Below are 19,364 nucleotides of genomic sequence, written 5' to 3'. Positions count from 1 at the left end.
TTACTCCTTGGCTCCAGTGCTGGGCTTATCCTTGGCTGTTTGGGTTTCGGTCGCGAGTGGCTCAACCGAGCTGGCATTTAAATAGAAGCTACGGCGTACATCCTTCTTCAAACATTCACCATCGAGATCTTTGACCGAACCAGTACGGACTAACTCGGCGATTAAGTTGTTGGCGCAGGACTGATAGGCCACGCCATGGGTGGCGTATGGCGCGACAAAGTGTTTGGCGTTAGTGAGTTTTTCCATCGCCAGTTCACCCCAGCTCGGTGGAGTTGCTGGGTCAATTTCGCCCGACAGCAACAGTGTGGGGATATCGCTCTTGATAGGCTCGCTAAAGTTGGCATCGACCGCTGGCACCTTCCACACAGAGCACGAGGTTTCGAGGCTCTCGAGCATGGTTTTGCCGACATAGGAGTTTTTGGCCTGTTCACGCATCGCCGGAGTGATGCGGTGCATGTCTTCGCCGCAGACGACTGAGGCGTGCATGCCCATTGCCATACCCGCATTATCCGTGGTTAAGGCAAATAACCCGAGTAATGGTTGGTAGTTACCCTTAGCGGTCTGATGAATTGCATGGGGCACTAAGGCGCGCACATTGGTTTGATACAGTGCCATGCGGATCGCGCCGTAAAACTTTGAGCGCGTCATAGTGAGTAGGGTCTTTTCTCCTGTCACAGGGTCGTGCACTTGCTCCATCACTGGCCCTTGGCTGAGTTTAGCGACCACTTGGTCAAACTCGGCCTTGAGCTCAGGAAACTCGGCATGGCAGGCGGCTGTGTCTTGGCAGTCTTTAAACAGCAAGTCAAAGCCGCGTTCAATCGCCGAGCCAATCTCCAATACGCTCTGCTGCATGGGTACAATGCCGTCTATGGTGACTGTGGCTAAGTGCTCGGGATATAAGCGCATATAGAGCTGCGCCATACGTGTGCCGTAGGAGATACCGTAGAGGTGCAGTTTCTTATAGCCTAACTTAGCGCGTACGGCTTCGAAGTCTTGCACCGCATTGAGGCTGCCATATTGGGTGACGTCAGTATCGGGGAATTGATCGCGGCATTTTTGCGCCTCGACCAAGGTATCGACATTATCCTCGTCGATGGCGAGCGGAGATTGCGGGCCTGAGTCGCAGTTCAGTGGATTCGAGCGGCCAGTGCCCCGTTGATCGATAAGCAAAATGTCGCGCTGCTGGCGCACTTTGTTCAGCATGCTATCGAAGCCTGCCGCGTTATCTATGGCCGATTGACCTGGGCCGCCGGCGATCGCCAGTAAGGCCTCTTCGTGGTTGACGTTTTTCACCGCGGGCAAGACCACATAATGCACTTGGATCTGTTTGCCATCGGGCTTATTAGGGTTTTCGGGCACAGTGACAAAGCCGCAGTTTAAGCGGTCCGATACACCCTCCACATAACAGGTGTTGGTGGGTTCAGTGGGCTTTACTGAGTTGTCGCTCGCCCAAGCCGTGGCGCTACCCATGGTGAGCATCAGCGCACTCAAACTGATGATGCTTTTGCTTAACTTGCCCGAGTGCTGGCGCGTATCAATGCGCTTTATTGCCACGTCAGCGCTGGCATTATGGGACTTCCTGTGGATCATGCTATCTATCATGAGCGCTTTCCTTTTTGCATTTCAGGATGAGTGTGTTACTTTAAATACAGTGTATCGGTGTATCAATGTATTAATACAGTGTGTAAAGACTAATGTTAGAACTTTTAAATGTCAACCCCAGCAGTGGTGAGCCAATTTACAAGCAATTACACGAGCAAATCGTGCGCTTGATTGTGGGCGGCCAGTTGCAAGAGGAAGACGTATTACCCTCAGTGCGCCAAATTGCTGAATATCTTGCGGTCAATCCGATGACGGTGTCCCGCGCGATTCAGCAATTGGTCGATCAAGGCTGGTTAGAGCGCCGCCGTGGTCAGGCGACTCGGGTTGCCGCCCGTAGTGAGGCGATGGAGTCGGGCGTGAGTCTGCTTGAGCCGCAATTAGATGCCTTGCTGACTCAGGCAAAACAATTGGGCGTGAGTCTGCCCGAGTTACTGCAATTGATTAATGAGCGTTGGTAGCCTGAGTCGAGCTAAGTGAAAACGAGAATAAAAAGGACGCAATTCGATGGACCAAGACTGTACCCCAATACTAGAGTTTTCTAACGTAAACAAAGTGTTTCGTGGCAAAGGTGCCAGCGAAAAACGTGCGCTCAAGGATCTGACCTTACGTTTATCGGCCGGTATGGTGGTCGGTCTATTGGGACAAAACGGTGCGGGTAAATCGACCCTAATGCGCTGCGCCTTGGGGATCCTCTCGCCGGATTCGGGCGAAATCCGCACCTTAGGCGAAACGCCGGAGCAGCTTTCTTCTGCCGCTAAGGAACGCTTAGGCTATGTTCCGCAGCAACCTTTTGGTTATGAAGGCTTTACCGTCGAGCGCGCCCTCGATTTGCACCGCAGTTTTTATCCCCACTGGGACATGCAGTTAGAGCAGGATTGGCTCACCCGCTTCGAATTAGATGTCACTCAACAGGTACAACGCCTGTCCGTTGGTCAGCGCCAATCCTTGGCCTTGATCATGGCGATGGCCTATCGCCCCGAGTTGCTGATCCTCGATGAACCCGTGGCTAGCCTCGACCCGATAGTCAGACGCAAGTTTATGGTCGATTTGTTCGACTTAGCCCTCGAATCCGGCTCGGCCGTGTTGTTTTCATCCCATATCACCTCAGATTTAGAACGGGTCGCGAGCCATGTCGCCCTGATTAAACAGGGCGAGTTAGTGCTGTTTAAGGAGATAGATGCCCTGCGGGAAGAGGTGCGTTTAGTCAAGCTCGCGGAGGGCGCTGAGTTACCTGAGCTGGTGCGTATCCTCAGCCGCGATGGCGATTCTGTACTGGTGGATAGGGGCGATGTGGAGCTTAATTTGCCCGGCGTGCAGCGCAGCGAAGCGCTGAATTTAGAACAACTCTTTGTGGAGCTGCACAAATGAGTGCCGCGAAACCCATAGCAGAATCAACGACCCGCATCGGTACTAGCCATTCGCTCAATCCTTTTAACGGTATGCTGCGGTTATGGTTTTTTGATGTGGGCAGCGTGAGTTTTATAGGCACTGGCATATTTGGCTTGGCCCTGAGCGTGTTAGCGGGATGGGCGGGGCAAAAGGCGAGTTTCGATATTTTTGTCACTATGGGCCTAGTGTCTACCTCGGCAGCGGTGGCATGGCAGCTGATCCGCCTGATGGCGAGTGAGTGCTCCATCTTAATCCCCCGTTATCGGCAAAATATTTTTATCCAGTGTGAAGTGATGCTGATAGGCGCCTTTAGCCTTGCGGTGTTGCAATGCGTGCTGTTTGACCTGACCGATACTCTGTCGTTACTGGTCTTTGCCCAAGGGATAAGCCTAGGGTTTATCTTGCTGTGCCTGCGGCAAACCCAATGGTTTTACAGCTCATTTTTACTGTTTATCTTAGTGCCGTTTTCCAACGAGTTGGCGGAGCAAGTGCCGCTGTGGCTAAGCATCATAGTGCTGTTTGTGTTAGCGGCCTTAATTTGGCGCCGATGCTTAGTGTTACCTTGGCGGGTAGAGGCACGAAGTGTGTATCTTAACGGCTTGGAAATGGGCTGGTTTTGGCTTCCTAGCCTGCAATCCATACGGATATTGACTCGGTTAGAGCGTTATCTGCATCCGGTTAACTTCTTTATCGGTCCTATGCTGACCGTGTTGCTGCTATTGCTCCCCGTGCTAACCATCGGGCTTGGGATCGTCTCCCACGAGCTGCATTGGAACTTCCCGGTGTTACTGCTATTGGCACAATTTAGTGTGATTAGTTGCTCGTTGGTGCATTGGAGCCGTGTACAACGCTCTCGGGCGACTGAAATGCTGCTGTTGATGCCAAGCTTCGACGGCCGTGCTGGCTTAGTTAAGGCCTTTGGTCGTGGTCAACAACGCTTGCTGCTTCTGCTCAGTTTGAGCGTGTTAATCTGCAGTCTGTTTGTCACTTGGCTCGATGGTGATTTGAGCTTACCTCTGCTGGCACACATAGTGATGAGCACATATTGGGCCTGCGCCTTAGTGTTAGGCCTAGGTTGTTTGTGTCGCCGCGTATTGCAGGTGAGCCTGACCATGCTGGTGGTGCTCGGGCATTCGCTCTGGGTGTCTATTAGCCTCGCAGCGCTGCAACACGAGGGCAGTCTGCTCTATTGGTCGCTGGGTAATCTAGTGCTGCTGATCCTTGGGCAAATCGCACTGATTTGGGGCAGTAAAAAGCTCTGGCAGGGTGATATTACTGGGCTCTAATTGCCCTGAAATGGCGTGATTTGGGCGACATTTGCACAAGATTAGAGCAAAAACTCTTAGTTTTTAGCTTGCCTTCAGGTAGAATGCCGCAAAAGCGGTACACTTGTAAGCTAAAAGGTGAGTCACTCATGTCGCTCGAACAATATCACGTAATTCGACTATTACAGCAGCAAAGCCAGTCATTAAAAGACGCTATTGCGCTGCAAGGTTTTGAAATGGCTGCGCCTTGGCATCAAGTCAGTTGGCAGGCATTCGATCAAATCAGCCATAAAATTGCACAGGTGTTGATTGAACTTGGCGTACAAGTGCAAGACCGTTGCGTGATCCTGTCGCAAAACTGCCCTCAATGGACCTGTGCCGACATAGGTACCCTGAAAAGTCGTGCCGTTGTGGTTCCCATTTACCCGACTAGCACTCTAGAGCAAGCCAGCTTTATCATTAACGATGCGGCGGCCAAGGTGATTTTTGTTGACGACGCTAAGCAATATGCGCTGGCCTGTGAACTGCAAAAACAGTGTCCGACCCTAGAGCATGTGATTGTGTTCGATGCGAGTGTTGAACTGGCGCAGGACAAGGCTCAACATCAGCATTTAGACAGTTTGTTAGCCAAAGAATATGGCCAGAGTGCTGAGCTTGAGCAGCGCTTAAAGGATGCCAATCTCGACGACCTGTTAACCCTAATTTATACCTCTGGTACCACGGGCGACCCTAAGGGCGTGATGCTGGATTACCGCAATATGGCCTCGACTGTGCGCCAGCACGATCAGATCCTGCCGTTTACTACTGGCGATGTGTCGTTAGCTTTCCTACCGCTAAGCCATGTATTTGAGCGTGGTTGGAGCTTCTACGTGCTGTGCCGTGGTGGCCACAACGTGTATCTGCAAAACACCCAAAGAGTGAAAGAGGCCATCAGCGCCGTGCGTCCGCATACCCTGTGCGTGGTGCCGCGTTTCCTCGAGAAGGTTTACAGCGCAGTGCAGGATAAGGTCGCTAAATCCGCCGAAGGCCGTAAAAAACTGTTTGCCTGGGCCATGGGCGTCGGCGAGCGTCAATTTGAGGTGAGCCAAGGCCGCGCTAAGGGCGGTTTGTGGTTATCCTTGCAATGGCGTTTAGCGCACAAGCTGGTTTACAGCAAGTTGCAAGCTGTGCTCGGTGGGCGCTTAAAGTTTATGCCCTGCGGTGGCGCCGCCCTCGATTTAAACGTGGCGTCTTTCTTCCATGCCATTGGTATTCCGGTACTTTGTGGTTACGGCATGACGGAAACGAACGCCACTGTGACCTGTAATACCCTAGATAACCGAGTTGCGGGTTCGAACGGTAAAGTCTTACCCGAAATCGAAGTGAAGCTAGGTAAGGACGATGAGATTTTAGTCCGTGGCGACACTGTGATGCGCGGTTATTACAATCGCCCTGAAGATACCGCAGCGGCTTTCGAGGATGGCTGGTTAAAGACTGGCGATGCGGGACGACTCGATGCCAATGGCAATTTATTTATTACCGACCGCATCAAAGAGTTAATGAAAACCTCCAACGGTAAATACATTGCTCCGCAACGGGTTGAAGGCACTGTGGGCCGTTGCCCCTTTATCGAACAGGTGGCTGTGATTGCCGATGCCCGTAACTATGTGACGGCGCTGATTGTGCCAGCCTTTGAATCCCTCGAAGCCTGGGCCAAGGATAAGGGCTTAAAATACGAGTCGCCTATCGAGCTGCTGCGTCACAGCCATGTGGTTGAACATTTCGAGCAGCGCTTAAAGCATTTGCAGCAAGAGTTGGCGGGTTTTGAGCAAATCAAAAAGTTTACCCTGCTACCTGAAGCCTTTTCGATGGAGGCGGGATTAATCACCCCGACGCTGAAATTGCGCCGCAAAATGATTTACCACAAGTACGCCCATGAAATTAATGCTATGTACAATAATTGATTGTTAAATCTTTGATCTTAAAAGGCCGCTAAGCGGCCTTTTTTGTGTCAGCCACTTCCTGAAGCATCAGACTTCGCTTAAAATTCGCCCCGCTTACTGGTGCGCACGAGGCGCAAGGTGTCGGTGTAAAGGATAGTTAAATGGAACTTTCGATTCGTCGTTTATGCGCCGCGGCTGGTGCGGTGTTGCTCTCTTCTTTTGCGGTTATTCCTGCTGCACTTGCGGCGGAATATGACAAAATGGTTCACGGTCCCGTGGATCTTCCCAATGGCCAATGGCTCAATTTTTATCAAAAAGATCAACAGGTATGGGGCGAAATGCTCTACGGCGATGCGCCGGGTGTGCGTATTGACGATTACGGCCGCGCCGAAATCGTGGCGGTGTTTTACTATGACTTCGACAAGGGCGGCACTAAAGAAGTGATCGTCATGCTCAAGGATGCCGATGGCCAGCATCTTCGGGGTTATGGTTTTGAGGGCGAGGAGTTGACTAAACTGACGCGCCTACAAGCCGTGCTCGATGAAGTCGCACCCACCATTAGCACCTTTACCGTCGGCGGCGTTCGCAAAGTATTAAGCCAGTTACCACCGCAGCAGTACCGTATGACCTATGAGGCTGAGGGCGTCCAAGATCCTGACATCAAAGCGATTCTTGATGGTACCTCTAAACTCAAACCGACCTTAATTGGCTATCGCAATTCTGAAGGCACGGCAACGGATGTAAAAACCGCAGTGGAATACAAGCTGCGCTATCCCCTGACTCGCACCGATAAAGATGCCGAGGGGCGTGAACGAAAATACAGTCTGGTGGCAACCTTTGATCGCAGCGCCTACGTCGAAGAAGATGGTAGCTTTATGCTGGTGGCCATTGGTTACGAGGCCGACGACGTCGATTGGCTTAAAAATGGCAGCGAAAAAATCCCGCGAACTGGGCCTTTTTACGAATATATGAGTATGGGCAGTACTTGGGCTGGCGTTGCCAGTGAAGCCCATTATGTGCAGGGTGAGCTTGATGGTCACTTTGCTGCCTACGATGCCCGCAATGGCAGTGTGATGTATGCCGGTGACTATAAGCTGGGTAAGCAAGTGGGTAAGTGGATTGAAGCCGACAGCCGTGAAACCTATTGGGAAGGCGAGTACCTCGACGGTAAGAAACAGGGTAAATGGGTGTTGCAGTCCATGATGGATGATGCCGATAACTACGGCTTTATTCACTACAACAAGGGCGTGCCCGATGGCCCGAGTGAAATCTATACCCCAGATTACGATTCCAGTACCGAAGGCGCTAAGAAGTTGTCCGAAAAGGGCATCTATCTCAATGGCGTAAAAGATGGCGAGTGGCTTGAGTCCGATGGCAGCAAAGGGCAATACCAAAAGGGCGTAAAACAAGGCGCTTGGGTGGAAAAGGTTACCCAAGGGGATTATCGCTTTCAAACCGGTGAAGGCAGCTATCTCGATGGAAAACGTTCAGGCACTTGGGTATATATTCGCACGCCCGATGAGAACGATGCTTTTACCACTAAGCAATCAGCGACTTATCTCTACAAGACCGAAGTCAACTATGAGAATGGCCTGCGCCAAGGTGAGGCTAAGCTATTCAATAAAGATAATTTTATGTTCGCCCTTAAACATTACGATAAGGGCCGCCTCCACGGTGAAAGTCTATGGTACTCAGCGCCAAATATCGTCAGCAATGTTGCCAATTATCGTCAAGGCGAGTTGGATGGCACACAAATGTGGCTCGAGCCTAACGGCGATCTAAATGAGCTGAGTCAGTATAAGTTTAATGACGCTGTAAAACTTAAACCCTCGCAGGATGAATGCATGATGCGAAAAGAACCCTACGCAGGCGATTGTGAGGGGGTGTTAAGTTCAAAAAATGCTGAAACTAGCTCGATTAAAGACGGTGAGCAGCGAGTGTATCGCGGCGGCCGCCTATCCGAATTAAGCTATTACACTAATGGGTCAGTCGATAAAGAATATCGATTCGATTCTAACGGTCGCCTAATGTCTCTGCAGGCCTATAAGGCGGGTCAGGAATACGGCCCAAGCATCCGCTATTCCACCGACGGCGGCTATTCGCTCGTGCAATATGGTCATCTTATCAATAACCGTCTTTCTGGACCCCATTACACTTTCTACCCGAACGGCCAGTTAAAGAGCTTGTGGAACTATTGCCAGCAAGAAGGTGAAACCTGGAACGGTGAACCCTATTTCTGGGATAACGCCATTGCGCGCTGTGGTATCCAGCGGGAGTATTTTGATAATGGTGCCGTGAGTTGTATCGAGGATCTCGACAGCAATTATGCCGTGGATAAAGTCTGTTACGACCAAAATGGTAAGTTAGCCAGCGAAATGCTGCGTATCGATGAGCAGCATGTGGTGCATAAGCGCTATATCAACGGGGTTATCTATCAAGAGGAACCCGGATTCTCGGATTTTTCCCATGTGACTAAGGGGCGCAAAATCTATCACTTAGAGAACCCTAAAAGCCATGGTGTGTTTAAGTCCTACGACAGCAGTGGCAAGCTCAAATACGAAAAAATATTCGATATGGGTAAGGCTGGCTGTATGAAAAAGTACGATGCCAATGGCAAGCAAACCCCAGAGACCGCGAGCTGTCAGTTCTAGCATCGCACTTCTTATTTCTGTTAGGCTTGGTAGGGATAAACGGGCTAAGTGCCTCGTTTATCCCATTCACAGCATAAAAGTATAAGAACAACAAAAGGGAAGTTTGCATGTCAGTCACCGAATACAGCCTCGAAATTCACCCAAGATTTACCGAAACCGATGGTCTAGGCCATATCAACAACACAGTGATCCCCGTGTGGTGCGAGGCGGCGCGCACGCCAATTTTCGAGATTTTTAATCCCGAGTTGGATTTGCATCAGTGGAACCTCATAGTGGCAGGCTTTACCGTGGCCTTTATCGCGCCGACTTATTACGGCAAGAGCGTCACTGTGAAAACCTATGTCAGCCGTATCGGCAATAGTAGCTTCGAGCTGACTCAAACCTGTTGGCAGGCTGGCAATAAAACCGCCGAAGTGAAAACCACCTTAGTGCACTACGACTACAGCTGCGAAAAAAGCCGCCCCATCCCCGAAGATATTCGTGAAATCTTAGCGAGCCTGAACGGCGAAGCTGCATAAGTCTGATATTCGTTTTCACCGCGCAATTGCAATTGCGCGGTGAAAACGTTAACGTGGCGGCCGCAAATGTGATGCGGATCACTTATCTGCGCCTTTATTCCTCCCGGCCGGATTTAGCATGAGATTTTACTTCACCCGAATGCGTTCTAAGGACATCTGTCCGCCACGACAACCCCTGAAAAAGATCGTTTGGTCATGGGTAGGGGCCTTTTGCGGCATTTACTTAGTCGCCAGTCTCGCCAGTTATATGGGCGATAATCTACTCGGCACCATGTTTGTGATTGGCTCATTTGGGGCATCGGCGGTATTAGTCTATGGCGCGCCGCTGGCAGAGTTTTCTCAGCCACGTAACTTGATTGGCGGCAGTGTGTTATCGGCACTGATTGGTGTGGCTGTTTATCAAGTGTTTGCCGATTATATGGTGCTCGCGAGTGCGCTAGCCGTATCACTAGCCATCGCATTGATGTATTTAACTCGCACGCTGCATCCACCGGGCGGCGCAACGGCATTAATTGCCGTGATAGGCGGTGAGAACGTGCATCAACTCGGATTTCTCTATGCGTTGATGCCTGTCTTTCTCGGCTCACTACTGTTATTGCTGGTGGCGCTGGTCGTGAATAATCTCTCCACCGATCCCAAACGCCACTATCCAGTCTATTGGATTTAGCGATAAGTATTTCAGAAAGCTAGATACTACTTGTTACGGCTATATTTCTAAATGAAATATGTCTTTTCCCTTCTGAATATTCTAGGTTGAAGCTTAACTTTTTTATTAATGTAGGGTTAGATTCAGATGGGTACTTAAAAAATAGCTTCAAGTTTGTTGATGACTTTTTGGTCAAAGAAATTTTTTCATTAGACCTTATAAAGTCATTTGCGATGTGTATACGCTCCAGCTCAGCTTTTGTATTCTCTTGATCGAAAATTTGTGTCCACCCGATACCGCGAATTTCTAAATCTTCATTTGATACATTACGGATAACAAGATTACAGATCACTTGAGAACCAGATTTCGAACAGAACTCAAGTTCTATTTCTACTCCCGACTCTACTTGAACGAGAGCGTAGTTTATACGCTGTTCTTTCTCTAAAAAGTAATTACTAAATGAGGATGATGGCGCGTAAAACTCCCTCAAACTCAATGATAATGTGCCAAGCATTATGAAGACAAAAGTATAATATCCATATCTACTCCAAGCACTCCTAGTCTTAACGTTACTGACGAGTCGATTGACTATAAACAAAATAGCAAATGCTGAGAGCAGTGCAAAAAATGCAAAAATAGCTTGATAAAGTAACAACCCATCAATATTTAACTGAATTACTTGTTTAAGGAATTCAGAGCCTCTAAATGTCGGTACTAGTATCGCGAATAATGTTAGTAAAAAACTTAAGAGAGTATTCGAGTCAGACATATACTCCCTGAGATTTTTTTTCTCAGTTTTTTGGTTATCTGTATCGTTGCCCATCGATGAATAGCCTGTAAAGACAGTTTTAATTGTCGTTATTTTAATGTTGGGTCATTAAATGTAAAAATATTTATGTAACAGTTGATTAGTGTGTCAAAAACTTCTGCACATACCAACAGCTGGCTACTATCTCAAAATCTTGGGCTTTGGCCCACTTTAGGCCATGGCGAACTAAACGTTCGGCAAGGCCTTTGCCGCGCAGCTCGTCGGGCACAAAGGTTCGGTTAAAGTCGATGTGCTGGCCATTGAGTCGGTATTCCAGCACGGCTTCATGCCCGTCAACGGGGATCACAAAGCGTTGTTTATCCTGTTGATGCTCAACAACGACTTCTATTGGCGCTTTTTCTGACATACAGCCTCCCTCTGATATGGCCTAAAGTGTTATGGCAATGTTGCCATAGACTCGGTAGCTTAAGCTTGCTCGTGTTGTTTAAGAATGGCGAGTAATTCCGTGGGAAGCTCGGCTTTTTGACCAGTTTTAAAGTTAAACATCACAGCGACCGAAGTGCCTAAAGTCGTGATGGCCTGTTGCTGCTTACTAAAGGCCTGATAATGCATGGTAAATCTGTCGCTTTGAATATCGCTGATACTCACGCTGACCAATAGGGTATCGGGGAAGGTTACTGGACGTTTATAGCGGGCCTGATTTTCGCTAATCACGGGACCAACACCGGATTTATACAGGGCATCGAGTGGAAAGAGGCGGTTGAAAAAGTCGATACGTGCGGTTTCAAAATAGCGGAAATAGACCACGTTGTTGACGTGTTGCAGCGCATCCATTTCGCCCCAAGCCACGGGGATTTCGGTCACTATAGGGTGCTGTGCGAGAAACTTTTCCATTGGACTTAGTGTTGGACTTTCCATTGCATTACTCATAGTCAAAAGCTCTAGTTAAAACGCTCGTTTAAGGCAGCCAGACTAGCAGTATAAAGTGCGAGCGACAAGCCTAAAGCGCGGTGATATGCTGGCTAAGGCTTGGAGGTTTATGATGATTTTTTCAATTATTTTAATGGATTAAATACTATGTATATTGGTGCTGTGGCGAAGCAAACTGGCCTGTCTATCAAGGCGATTCGCCTCTACGAGGAGTGGGGACTGATCAGTGCGCCGATCCGTAAGGGGCGTTATCGCACTTATAGCTCAACCGATATAAAGCAGTTATTGCTGATCAAAGAGGCCAAAACCTTAGGTATCAAACTCTCGCAACTTAAAGACTTGTTTACCGAGGGGGAGCAGGCGGCGCAGCTTGAGTCTGTGCAGCAGTTTTTATTGAATATCAAAGCCGATTTCCAGCGGCAGATCAGCGAATTAGAAGATAAATTAGTCAGGCTCGATGCCTGTATTGATGGTTTGGATACCTGCGAATCCCGCGCCTAATTGCAGGCTTGACTCTGCCCCTAGGGGCAGAGCTTAAGCTGTTGTCATATTGAATACTCAAGGTTTTTACTATGACAAAAAAGATTCTGGTGGTTTCTGGTCATCCCAAACCCGATAGCCTGTGTGAACATTTAGCCGACACTTACGCCAAGGCTGCGGGCGAGTCGCATTCGGTGCGCCTGTTAAAGCTCAGCGAACTGGAGTTTGAACCTAATCTGGCGCAGGGATACCATCAAGAACAGCCATTAGAGGCGGATCTGCAGCGCTTTCAGCAGGCCATTCTCTGGGCCGAACATGTCGTGATTGTGGTGCCCATTTGGTGGGGCAGCGTACCCGCCAAGTTTAAAGGATTAATTGATCGAACATTTTTACCCGGTTTTGCCTTTCATTATCAGCAGGGGAAAACCTTTCCCAATCGGCTACTCGAGGGGAGAACCTCACGCATTATCATGACCATGGATACGCCGCCTTGGTATTACAAGTGGTTCCAAGGCGCGCCCGCCCTAAAGCAATTAGATATCGCGACATTGGCCTTTAGTGGTTTTAAGCGCGCCAAGAGTCAAATGTTGGGGCCGGTGATCAATGCCAAGGCGCAGCAAGTGCAAAACTGGCAAGCGCAAGTTGAACGGCATGGTAGGTTGGGGCGTTAATCCCTATGAATTAGGCGATGTGCCGGTTTGCGATGGGGTGAATCACCCGGCGGACAGGTAGATGTGATTTGCCCGATAAACAAAAAGCGACCCTCGGGTCGCTTTTTGTGTGCAGTGCCGATGTTAGTCGATCACTAGCTCATCAAAACTGTTGATAGTGCGAAAATCGCCGGTGCGTTGTTTGCTGTCGCGCACCATTTGGCAGGTCATCATGCCTGCGGCTTCGGCGGCTTTAAGCTCTTCAACCACGTCGGACACAAACAGCACTTGCTTAGGGCTTAGGCTGATGGTGTTGAGTATGTTGGCGTAGGCTTGTTTATCTAATTTGTTGCCGGTACGGGTATCAAAATGGCCGCTAAACATTTCGGTTAAATCGCCGCCATCACTGTGGCTGAACAGCAGTTTTTGGGCTTCAACCGAACCCGAAGAGAAGCTGTAAATACGCAGTTTTTGCGCGCTAAAACGGTTAACCGCTTCGATAAAGTCGGGGAAGATATGGCCTGTAAATTCGCCATGGGCGTAACCTTGCTTCCAAATCAAACCCTGTAGGGTTTTGAGTGGGGTCGCTTTGCGGTCTTCATGTACCCATTGCTGCAAAATTTCAGTCACGCGGGCTAAATCGGCATCGGGTTCGAGGGCGATATCTCGGGTGTCGCAGATACAGTTTTCCACCAAGACATTGTGTTGGTTCTGCGCTAAAAAGTCTGGTAAGGCTTTGACAGAATAGGGGAATAGCACATCTTGGATAAAGGTTAGGTCTGTCGTGGTGCCTGCTGTGTCTACGACTATGGCTCTGATACCCATAATGTTTTGATACTCCACAATATGTTGGCTTAAAAATGCAACTCCGATCCTAAGCGTTATTGGTGAAATTGGCTAGTCTATTTCGCGAGTCTTACCACCGCCATCACAACCAAAATGGGAATGGCTAATATTGGGTATGTGTTTGGCGAAAGGGTTAGGCCGTGAGATCGGATTTACTTTCAAGAATACGGGTGTTAACTTCGGCTGATACTTATATAGTTGATTTTCAAGGAATGAAATTTATGCGTACGCTATTAATTCTGCTGGTGATTTACTGCTTTGCATTCTTCAGTGTGTCAGCAAATGCCGATAATACCTTTCCCGCTCAACCACAGATGTTAAAGGTCAGTTCGAGCCTGTTAACTGAGCCCGCTGACTTTAAGGTGACATTACCAGCGAGTTACCAATCGAAAGCGGATAAACGCTATGTGGTGCTGGTGGATTTACATCCTCGTAGCCATGGCTATCTCGCTGGAATGGAAGACTGGATGAGTCATAACGGTGGCTGGCCTTGGCTGGAAACCATTATCGTGACGGCGCCAGATGGTCATGCAGGCTTAGGTGAGTTAAAAACTTTAGCCATTAAGCAGCAAGAAAATCAGCAGTTTTTGGATTTTATGGAACAAGATCTACTTCCTGCCATCGACAAACAATATCGCACAAATGGTTTTCGGATCCTTAATGGCTTCACTGGCAATGCCACTTTTAGTCTTTATACGCTTTTGAATCGCCCAAGCTTATTTAATGCTTACATCGCCGCAAGTCCGGTACTGGATGATAACTACGCTTTTGTAATGGCAGATGCTGCAAAGAAGCTCGCAGGGATGAAAGGGAAGCCAAGATTCCTTTTTATGAGCACTAGCGACAGTGATTTCGAACAAAATCAGTTAGCTGACTTTGGCAAGCTTGAAGCCATCATCAAAGCGAACGCCACGGATTCTCTCGACTACCGCATCAAGCGCTTCGATGGCACTTACTATATGACGCAACCTATTTTGGCGACGGCTTATGGTATTGAAGCTATTTTTAACGATGTACACCAAGTGCTTAAGCCTGACTCGACCATATCACGTCAAGGCGTAGCCGCTATTTTGGCGCATTATAAAACCCTGTCGAACGACAAATATGGTTTTGACGTGCCCGCTACCGATTCGCTTATCGCGTTGGCACGTTCCTTCGAGACGACTGATCCTGCCAAAGCTATCGACATTTATCAGCAAACCTTAAAAGCGAGCCCAACAGCATTCGAGGCCAGCCATGCATTGGCAAGTGTCTATGCGAGCCAAGGTCAGCGAACTGAAGCGATTAAGTATGAAAAGCAAGCGCTTGAGTTAACGGACCATCCATTCTTCCAAGACAAATACCGTAAACAGTTAGCTGAATATCAGGCGGATAAATAAGTGAATTAACATTTGGCGCTTGCGTTTTACCTGTTTGCTCACCGTATATCGCGCACGGGTTTGTGCTAGCCATAAGACTATGGTCTTAATAGCTAAGGGAAATTTTGGCTGTTATTGTAGTTACAGTCCTTTTTCTATCCTGTGGTTTCTATGCAGTGGTTTTTCGGGAGATGAGACTGCGTATTTTCAGTTGCGAATAGAGAGAGATAAATGAAATATTTACCCGCATTTGGTTTTGGTATCTTATTAGTGTTATTGGGTTTTATCAGTTTCTCATTAGTTGCTAGCGCGGGTTATATGCTAGATATGTTAAGTGCTGTACCCAAGATTACGCCGAACAGTGTGGAGTACCTGCTGTTAGGGGCTCACGATGCGAGTTTGCTGATATTGCTAGCGGGTTTAGTGCTTTACGCTTACCACAGGATTTTTCCTAAACTTCCCTTCGATTGGTTCACCGCTGTGTTTATCCAAATGCCACTGGGCTTGGCTGTGTTAGCGTTAGATGGTTTTAGCTTAAACCTATTGTCATTCAAAGGTTTTGCGCTGACGCTGACCACCTTAGCCGCTTCCTTTGGGGTGTTAATCATCTTCTGGTTACTACAGCGTAGAGCTAAGCGTTTCGAGTTGAGGTTGAGCTAAAAAATTGAGTAGACTAAAAATATAAGGCCATTAAAGTTGTTTTCAATGGCCTTGATTTTGTGAATTTACAATTTAGTCAGAAGATAGTGTTCGTTGATGCATTTTCTAGAATTGATAACTGAGTGCCAGTTTGTAGTTACGTCCAGGTAAGGTTTTTTCCTCATCATCAGGCCAAACTGAGTAATTCTCATCCATAAGATTCTCAATACCTGCCCTGAGTTCTAGGCTCGCTAACCAAGGCGCCTGATAAGTTAGGTATACACTGTGAAGCTGATAGCCTTCTGCATCCATCTCTCTTTTGAGTTGTGCTTCGGGAAGACGGGTCATATCCATAGCAAAACTCGATGTCCATGACAGTCTCAGTTGTGATATCAGCTGCCAGCTAATCCCTAGATTGATTTTATCTTGGGGGGCGCGGTTGTAGGGCTGGCGAATATCTTCAATGGTACCTAGGTAGAAGTTGGGCATGCCCTCGACATCCATCTTCACTTTGCTGTAATTAGCAAACATATCAATATCATTATATTGATAGGTTAATTCTGCCTCGATACCGCTTGAATAGAGCATGCCAATATTTTTACTGGAATAATCTCTGTGTGTGGCTTCTGTTGGGGAAGCTGGTACTTTTTGGCCATCGACAATTTTGTACATATAAGGTGCCGTGTCGATATAATTTTCGACTTGGGTATCAAACCAGTTTAGTTTGAATAAGAGCCGATCGGCATAAGCAAGTTCGTTGAATACTAAGCCAAATCCAACTTCATAGTTACGGCTATTTTCGGCCTCTAAGTCTGGTTGCGGTTCGCTGTAGCATTGTTTGCTTGGTCTATGACAAATCCATTCATCTTTCTTGTATAGCTCCCTTAAGTTTGGCCCACGAAAGCTTTCACTATAGCGACCATAGAAGCGTAACCAGTCTGTCGGTCGAATGGTTAAGCCTGCATTAGCTGACCATGCATTATCCCTATTCTCACCAAATTGTGGGTAGTTATCGGATTCATTCTGATAGGAGTCAAAGCGAAATCCTGCTTCTGTACTCAGCCAAGTGCTGTAATCAGATTCATGTCTTAGGCCAAAAGCGAAGGTTTCTCCTTGGCTTTTACCATAGTAAGTGCCATTGGTATTCGTGAGTCGATTAAATTCTTCGTCTTGAAATTGGCTGTAATCGAGATTGGTAAAAAGAGTAACTTCACCACGCCAATGGTTAACTTCATGACTTATGCCATTACTCAAGTTAAGGCCGAAGCTCTTATCCTCGAAAGTATCTTTTTTATCGAATGGATATTCAGTTGGGTTGAGTATGATCTTGCCTTGCTGTTCGCGAACTCTTTGGTAGTCTTGATAATAGACTTGTGCTTGCAGATTGATCCAAGGGGAGTGGCTATCGAGGTGATAGGCCAATGACTGGCTTAAACGCTTACCCGTTTCACTTTCGTTTAAGGGTTGATCAATCCAATTAGTGTTATTACCAAAGGGGAGTTCTGCTATTTTGGAATTAGTGTAAAAGGTATCCGAGTCGAAACGGCCTATTGGAGTTTCCAAATTGAGTTTTAAGCGCAGGTCATCATTTTTGCCATCATTTTTTAATATTTCAGTTTGACCTCTAAGTGAGTCTTCATCATCCCTTGGATTAACTTCGACATCGCCAAAGGTACGTCTATTGGCATGCAATGCGATACCTAAATCTTCAGTCGCATAGTAAGCGGTAATTCCACCGCGCCGCATGGAGTCGACATCACCCATACCAGCTCTTACTAACACGCCTGCCCCCGCGTTTCCAGCGGTATAATCCCACGCATTTTTAGTGACAACTTTAATTTGTCCCCCTATAGCACCGCTTCCCGCTGATATGCCGTCGGCTCCACGAGTGACTTCTACTGCTTTAACGACACTGGGGTCTAAATCGAGCGGGCTAATATAACCATTAGTATTGCTTCCATCGCTATACTGTTTGTAATTTACCCCGTCAACTTGGAGGTTAATCCTTTCATTTCCAAAACCGCGAATACTGATATCCCCCATAAGAGGCCTATCGTTATTATTTACACTGATACTTGGGGTTTGCATTAATACATCGGTCAGCTCGGACGCTTGGGTATCTTCGATATATTTATCAGTAATAACAGTAATAGACCTAGGGATTTCAAGTGCTTTTTGTTTTAAATCGAGTTTAGTTCCAATAACTTGTATGACCTCTAGTTTAGTGGCTTCTTCTGTCTTCTTATGGATATCTTCTGCAACTGCGTGGAAGGATAAAAAGGGAAGTAAAGCATAATAGAGAAGAGAATATGGATGAGCTTTCATACAACTAAGTCCTTTTATAGAGAGGCTTTAAAAATCGCAGAGATTTTAAGCTTGTAATGCACAAATGCAAACGATTCTCATTTAATTTACGTTATTCAAACAAAGTAAATGTGTTTTGTATGGATGGTTTTATATTTTATAAGACGAGGGATTGCCGAGTTGAAAATGGACGCTGGATTTTAGGGTTGAAATGCCTGTGACGCTCAGAACTGAATTAGAGATTTAATGTGATTGGTATTACTTATTGTTTATTACTAGTAACTGTTTTACAACAGGCTGCTTAACTGTTTTTCGGTCACTAAATTATGTAAAATCATTGGCCTAAATGGATTTGAATCGTAAGAGTAGGAGCCAATGAGTTCGATTGAATTTGATATTCCCGAAGATCACCGTATTCCCTTTCAGAAGTATTACAAACAAAAAATCGCCCCTAAATGCGCCCCGTTTGAAGCAAAGCGTGAAGGCGTGAACCAAAGGCGGCGTGAAAATGCCAAGTTCACCACCCCAATCTACTACATATGCATCACGGTGATTTTGGGTGCCTTCGCTGGGCTGCTCGGGGTGCAGTTTATGCTGGTGCCTATGGATTATTTTGTGCCTTTGATGATTGGCGTGTTTCTGCCGACTCCCGTGATAGCGTTAGTGGCGATTGCCTCGGGAAAGGAAAGCAATGAACTCTATAATGCCGCCTTTGAAAAACTCTATCCCATTAGTCTCAAGTACTTCGGCAATGATTATGCGTTAACGAGGGAACCTAAGGTGGATTTCTCAACCTTCCTTGAGTTGGGGTTGCTGCCTAAAACCGATAAGCAGTATGCGCAAAATTGCCTTAAGGGAACCTATAACAAGGTGCCGTTTCAGTTTTATGAGGTCGATGCTTACAACACTAAATCGAATAACAATGGTTCGGTTGAGCGAGAGACCATTTTCAATGGTGTGCTACTGGTGTGCAATATTCCCAAGCGATTCAACGGTACGACCTTGTTAGTCACGGATAAGGGCAGTTTAAAAAATCGTATTGAGGGGTTTAAGACAAAGCTGTCGCGGGTCAAGCTTGAGGATGTACGTTTTGAGCGTTGTTTTGAGGTGTATAGCAGTGACCAAGTCGAGGCGCGCTACTTACTCAATCCCTTGATGATGGAAAATCTCTTGGCCCTAGGCCGCGAGCTAAATGCCGAGGTGGAAGCCTGTTTCTATCAAAAACAATTGTTGATTAAGATCCCGACAAAACACCATTTCTTTATCAATCAACTCGATTTAGATCGCCCCATCGATTTTAAGCTCAATATCGAGCGGATGTTTACCGAGTTAGGTTATACCTTCTCGATCATCGATACCTTAAGGCTCGATAAACATACCGGGTTATAGCGACAG

At 47.4% G+C, this 19,364-nt stretch carries 18 protein-coding genes; 12 read left to right on the top strand and 6 right to left on the bottom strand.

Annotation, left to right across the window (positions count from 1 at the left end):
- A complete protein-coding gene (locus CBX96_RS10545; protein ID WP_109286661.1) occupies positions 1–1,602 on the bottom strand; it encodes an alpha/beta hydrolase in 1,602 nt (533 codons plus the stop codon).
- A 92-nt stretch (positions 1,603–1,694) separates the two neighbouring features.
- On the opposite strand from CBX96_RS10545, the gene CBX96_RS10540 reads away from it, so the two are divergent.
- The 7 genes from CBX96_RS10540 (at position 1,695) to CBX96_RS10510 (ending at position 10,014) form a co-directional block, all read left to right on the top strand.
- Positions 1,695–2,060, top strand: a complete 366-nt coding sequence (locus CBX96_RS10540) for a GntR family transcriptional regulator (protein WP_109286660.1) — start codon at positions 1,695–1,697, stop codon at positions 2,058–2,060.
- A gap of 46 nt (positions 2,061–2,106) precedes the next feature.
- Complete coding sequence (locus CBX96_RS10535; protein ID WP_109286659.1) at positions 2,107–2,970, top strand: ABC transporter ATP-binding protein; 864 nt, start codon at positions 2,107–2,109, stop codon at positions 2,968–2,970.
- A complete protein-coding gene (locus CBX96_RS10530; protein ID WP_011620911.1) occupies positions 2,967–4,277 on the top strand; it encodes a hypothetical protein in 1,311 nt (436 codons plus the stop codon). The genes CBX96_RS10535 and CBX96_RS10530 overlap by 4 nt, the downstream gene beginning before the upstream one ends.
- Before the next feature lie 128 nt (positions 4,278–4,405).
- Complete coding sequence (locus CBX96_RS10525; RefSeq protein WP_109286658.1) at positions 4,406–6,199, top strand: long-chain fatty acid--CoA ligase; 1,794 nt, start codon at positions 4,406–4,408, stop codon at positions 6,197–6,199.
- Between the two features lie 140 nt (positions 6,200–6,339).
- The gene (locus tag CBX96_RS10520) at positions 6,340–8,829 is read left to right on the top strand and encodes a toxin-antitoxin system YwqK family antitoxin (RefSeq protein ID WP_109286657.1); all 2,490 of its coding nucleotides are present in this window, start codon (positions 6,340–6,342) and stop codon (positions 8,827–8,829) included.
- A 107-nt stretch (positions 8,830–8,936) separates the two neighbouring features.
- On the top strand, positions 8,937–9,347 hold the full coding sequence (locus tag CBX96_RS10515) for a thioesterase family protein (protein WP_011624719.1): 411 nt from the start codon (positions 8,937–8,939) through the stop codon (positions 9,345–9,347).
- Positions 9,348–9,465: 118 nt separating this feature from the next.
- Positions 9,466–10,014 carry an HPP family protein gene (locus CBX96_RS10510; protein ID WP_089066628.1) on the top strand — a complete coding sequence of 183 codons (549 nt, stop codon included), beginning with the start codon at positions 9,466–9,468 and terminating at the stop codon, positions 10,012–10,014.
- 19 nt (positions 10,015–10,033) lie between these two features.
- Here CBX96_RS10510 and CBX96_RS10505 read toward each other — a convergent pair whose 3' ends face one another.
- From CBX96_RS10505 to CBX96_RS10495, 3 genes are all read right to left on the bottom strand, one after another.
- Complete coding sequence (locus CBX96_RS10505) at positions 10,034–10,816, bottom strand: hypothetical protein (RefSeq protein WP_109286656.1); 783 nt, start codon at positions 10,814–10,816, stop codon at positions 10,034–10,036.
- A gap of 85 nt (positions 10,817–10,901) precedes the next feature.
- The gene (locus CBX96_RS10500) at positions 10,902–11,168 is read right to left on the bottom strand and encodes a GNAT family N-acetyltransferase (RefSeq protein WP_109286655.1); all 267 of its coding nucleotides are present in this window, start codon (positions 11,166–11,168) and stop codon (positions 10,902–10,904) included.
- A gap of 59 nt (positions 11,169–11,227) precedes the next feature.
- Positions 11,228–11,656, bottom strand: a complete 429-nt coding sequence (locus CBX96_RS10495) for a thioesterase family protein (protein WP_041416664.1) — start codon at positions 11,654–11,656, stop codon at positions 11,228–11,230.
- 183 nt (positions 11,657–11,839) lie between these two features.
- On the opposite strand from CBX96_RS10495, the gene CBX96_RS10490 reads away from it, so the two are divergent.
- Both CBX96_RS10490 and CBX96_RS10485 read left to right on the top strand, forming a co-directional pair.
- On the top strand, positions 11,840–12,193 hold the full coding sequence (locus tag CBX96_RS10490) for a MerR family transcriptional regulator (protein ID WP_109286654.1): 354 nt from the start codon (positions 11,840–11,842) through the stop codon (positions 12,191–12,193).
- A gap of 71 nt (positions 12,194–12,264) precedes the next feature.
- Positions 12,265–12,843 (top strand): NAD(P)H-dependent oxidoreductase, encoded by a 579-nt coding sequence (locus tag CBX96_RS10485; protein WP_109286653.1) that lies wholly within the window; start codon positions 12,265–12,267, stop codon positions 12,841–12,843.
- A 123-nt stretch (positions 12,844–12,966) separates the two neighbouring features.
- On the opposite strand, the gene mtnC is transcribed toward CBX96_RS10485, so the two are convergent.
- The gene (gene mtnC / locus CBX96_RS10475) at positions 12,967–13,647 is read right to left on the bottom strand and encodes an acireductone synthase (protein ID WP_011620924.1); all 681 of its coding nucleotides are present in this window, start codon (positions 13,645–13,647) and stop codon (positions 12,967–12,969) included.
- Between the two features lie 242 nt (positions 13,648–13,889).
- Between mtnC and CBX96_RS10470 the strand changes: the two genes are divergently transcribed.
- Positions 13,890–15,047, top strand: a complete 1,158-nt coding sequence (locus tag CBX96_RS10470; RefSeq protein ID WP_258294449.1) for an alpha/beta hydrolase-fold protein — start codon at positions 13,890–13,892, stop codon at positions 15,045–15,047.
- A gap of 210 nt (positions 15,048–15,257) precedes the next feature.
- Positions 15,258–15,686: a hypothetical protein gene (locus CBX96_RS10465; RefSeq protein WP_109286651.1), complete on the top strand. Its 429-nt coding sequence runs from the start codon at positions 15,258–15,260 to the stop codon at positions 15,684–15,686.
- Positions 15,687–15,791: 105 nt separating this feature from the next.
- On the opposite strand, the gene CBX96_RS10460 is transcribed toward CBX96_RS10465, so the two are convergent.
- A complete protein-coding gene (locus CBX96_RS10460) occupies positions 15,792–17,990 on the bottom strand; it encodes a TonB-dependent receptor domain-containing protein (RefSeq protein WP_109286650.1) in 2,199 nt (732 codons plus the stop codon).
- Between the two features lie 354 nt (positions 17,991–18,344).
- Here CBX96_RS10460 and CBX96_RS10455 point away from each other — a divergent pair, with 354 nt between their 5' ends.
- On the top strand, positions 18,345–19,358 hold the full coding sequence (locus tag CBX96_RS10455; protein WP_109286649.1) for a DUF3137 domain-containing protein: 1,014 nt from the start codon (positions 18,345–18,347) through the stop codon (positions 19,356–19,358).
- Positions 19,359–19,364: the final 6 nt, after the last annotated feature.

The sequence above is a fragment of the Shewanella sp. BC20 genome, assembly GCF_003129585.1.
Taxonomy (GTDB): Bacteria; Pseudomonadota; Gammaproteobacteria; order Enterobacterales; family Shewanellaceae; genus Shewanella; species Shewanella seohaensis.
Note: the sequence above shows the minus strand (reverse complement) of the source record. Positions and strands in the feature narration are given on the sequence as shown.

What these genes read in the sequence shown, in the direction of transcription:
- CBX96_RS10470 (WP_258294449.1), top strand. Translation starts at nt 13,890, where the DNA reads ATGCGTACGCTATTAATTCTGCTGGTGATTTACTGCTTTGCATTCTTC.
- CBX96_RS10545 (WP_109286661.1), bottom strand. Translation starts at nt 1,602, where the DNA reads ATGATAGATAGCATGATCCACAGGAAGTCCCATAATGCCAGCGCTGAC.
- CBX96_RS10500 (WP_109286655.1), bottom strand. Translation starts at nt 11,168, where the DNA reads ATGTCAGAAAAAGCGCCAATAGAAGTCGTTGTTGAGCATCAACAGGAT.
- CBX96_RS10460 (WP_109286650.1), bottom strand. Translation starts at nt 17,990, where the DNA reads ATGAAAGCTCATCCATATTCTCTTCTCTATTATGCTTTACTTCCCTTT.
- CBX96_RS10495 (WP_041416664.1), bottom strand. Translation starts at nt 11,656, where the DNA reads ATGGAAAAGTTTCTCGCACAGCACCCTATAGTGACCGAAATCCCCGTG.
- CBX96_RS10510 (WP_089066628.1), top strand. Translation starts at nt 9,466, where the DNA reads ATGAGATTTTACTTCACCCGAATGCGTTCTAAGGACATCTGTCCGCCA.
- CBX96_RS10525 (WP_109286658.1), top strand. Translation starts at nt 4,406, where the DNA reads ATGTCGCTCGAACAATATCACGTAATTCGACTATTACAGCAGCAAAGC.
- CBX96_RS10535 (WP_109286659.1), top strand. Translation starts at nt 2,107, where the DNA reads ATGGACCAAGACTGTACCCCAATACTAGAGTTTTCTAACGTAAACAAA.
- CBX96_RS10490 (WP_109286654.1), top strand. Translation starts at nt 11,840, where the DNA reads ATGTATATTGGTGCTGTGGCGAAGCAAACTGGCCTGTCTATCAAGGCG.
- CBX96_RS10465 (WP_109286651.1), top strand. Translation starts at nt 15,258, where the DNA reads ATGAAATATTTACCCGCATTTGGTTTTGGTATCTTATTAGTGTTATTG.
- CBX96_RS10455 (WP_109286649.1), top strand. Translation starts at nt 18,345, where the DNA reads ATGAGTTCGATTGAATTTGATATTCCCGAAGATCACCGTATTCCCTTT.
- CBX96_RS10515 (WP_011624719.1), top strand. Translation starts at nt 8,937, where the DNA reads ATGTCAGTCACCGAATACAGCCTCGAAATTCACCCAAGATTTACCGAA.
- CBX96_RS10505 (WP_109286656.1), bottom strand. Translation starts at nt 10,816, where the DNA reads ATGGGCAACGATACAGATAACCAAAAAACTGAGAAAAAAAATCTCAGG.
- CBX96_RS10520 (WP_109286657.1), top strand. Translation starts at nt 6,340, where the DNA reads ATGGAACTTTCGATTCGTCGTTTATGCGCCGCGGCTGGTGCGGTGTTG.
- CBX96_RS10530 (WP_011620911.1), top strand. Translation starts at nt 2,967, where the DNA reads ATGAGTGCCGCGAAACCCATAGCAGAATCAACGACCCGCATCGGTACT.
- mtnC (WP_011620924.1), bottom strand. Translation starts at nt 13,647, where the DNA reads ATGGGTATCAGAGCCATAGTCGTAGACACAGCAGGCACCACGACAGAC.
- CBX96_RS10485 (WP_109286653.1), top strand. Translation starts at nt 12,265, where the DNA reads ATGACAAAAAAGATTCTGGTGGTTTCTGGTCATCCCAAACCCGATAGC.
- CBX96_RS10540 (WP_109286660.1), top strand. Translation starts at nt 1,695, where the DNA reads ATGTTAGAACTTTTAAATGTCAACCCCAGCAGTGGTGAGCCAATTTAC.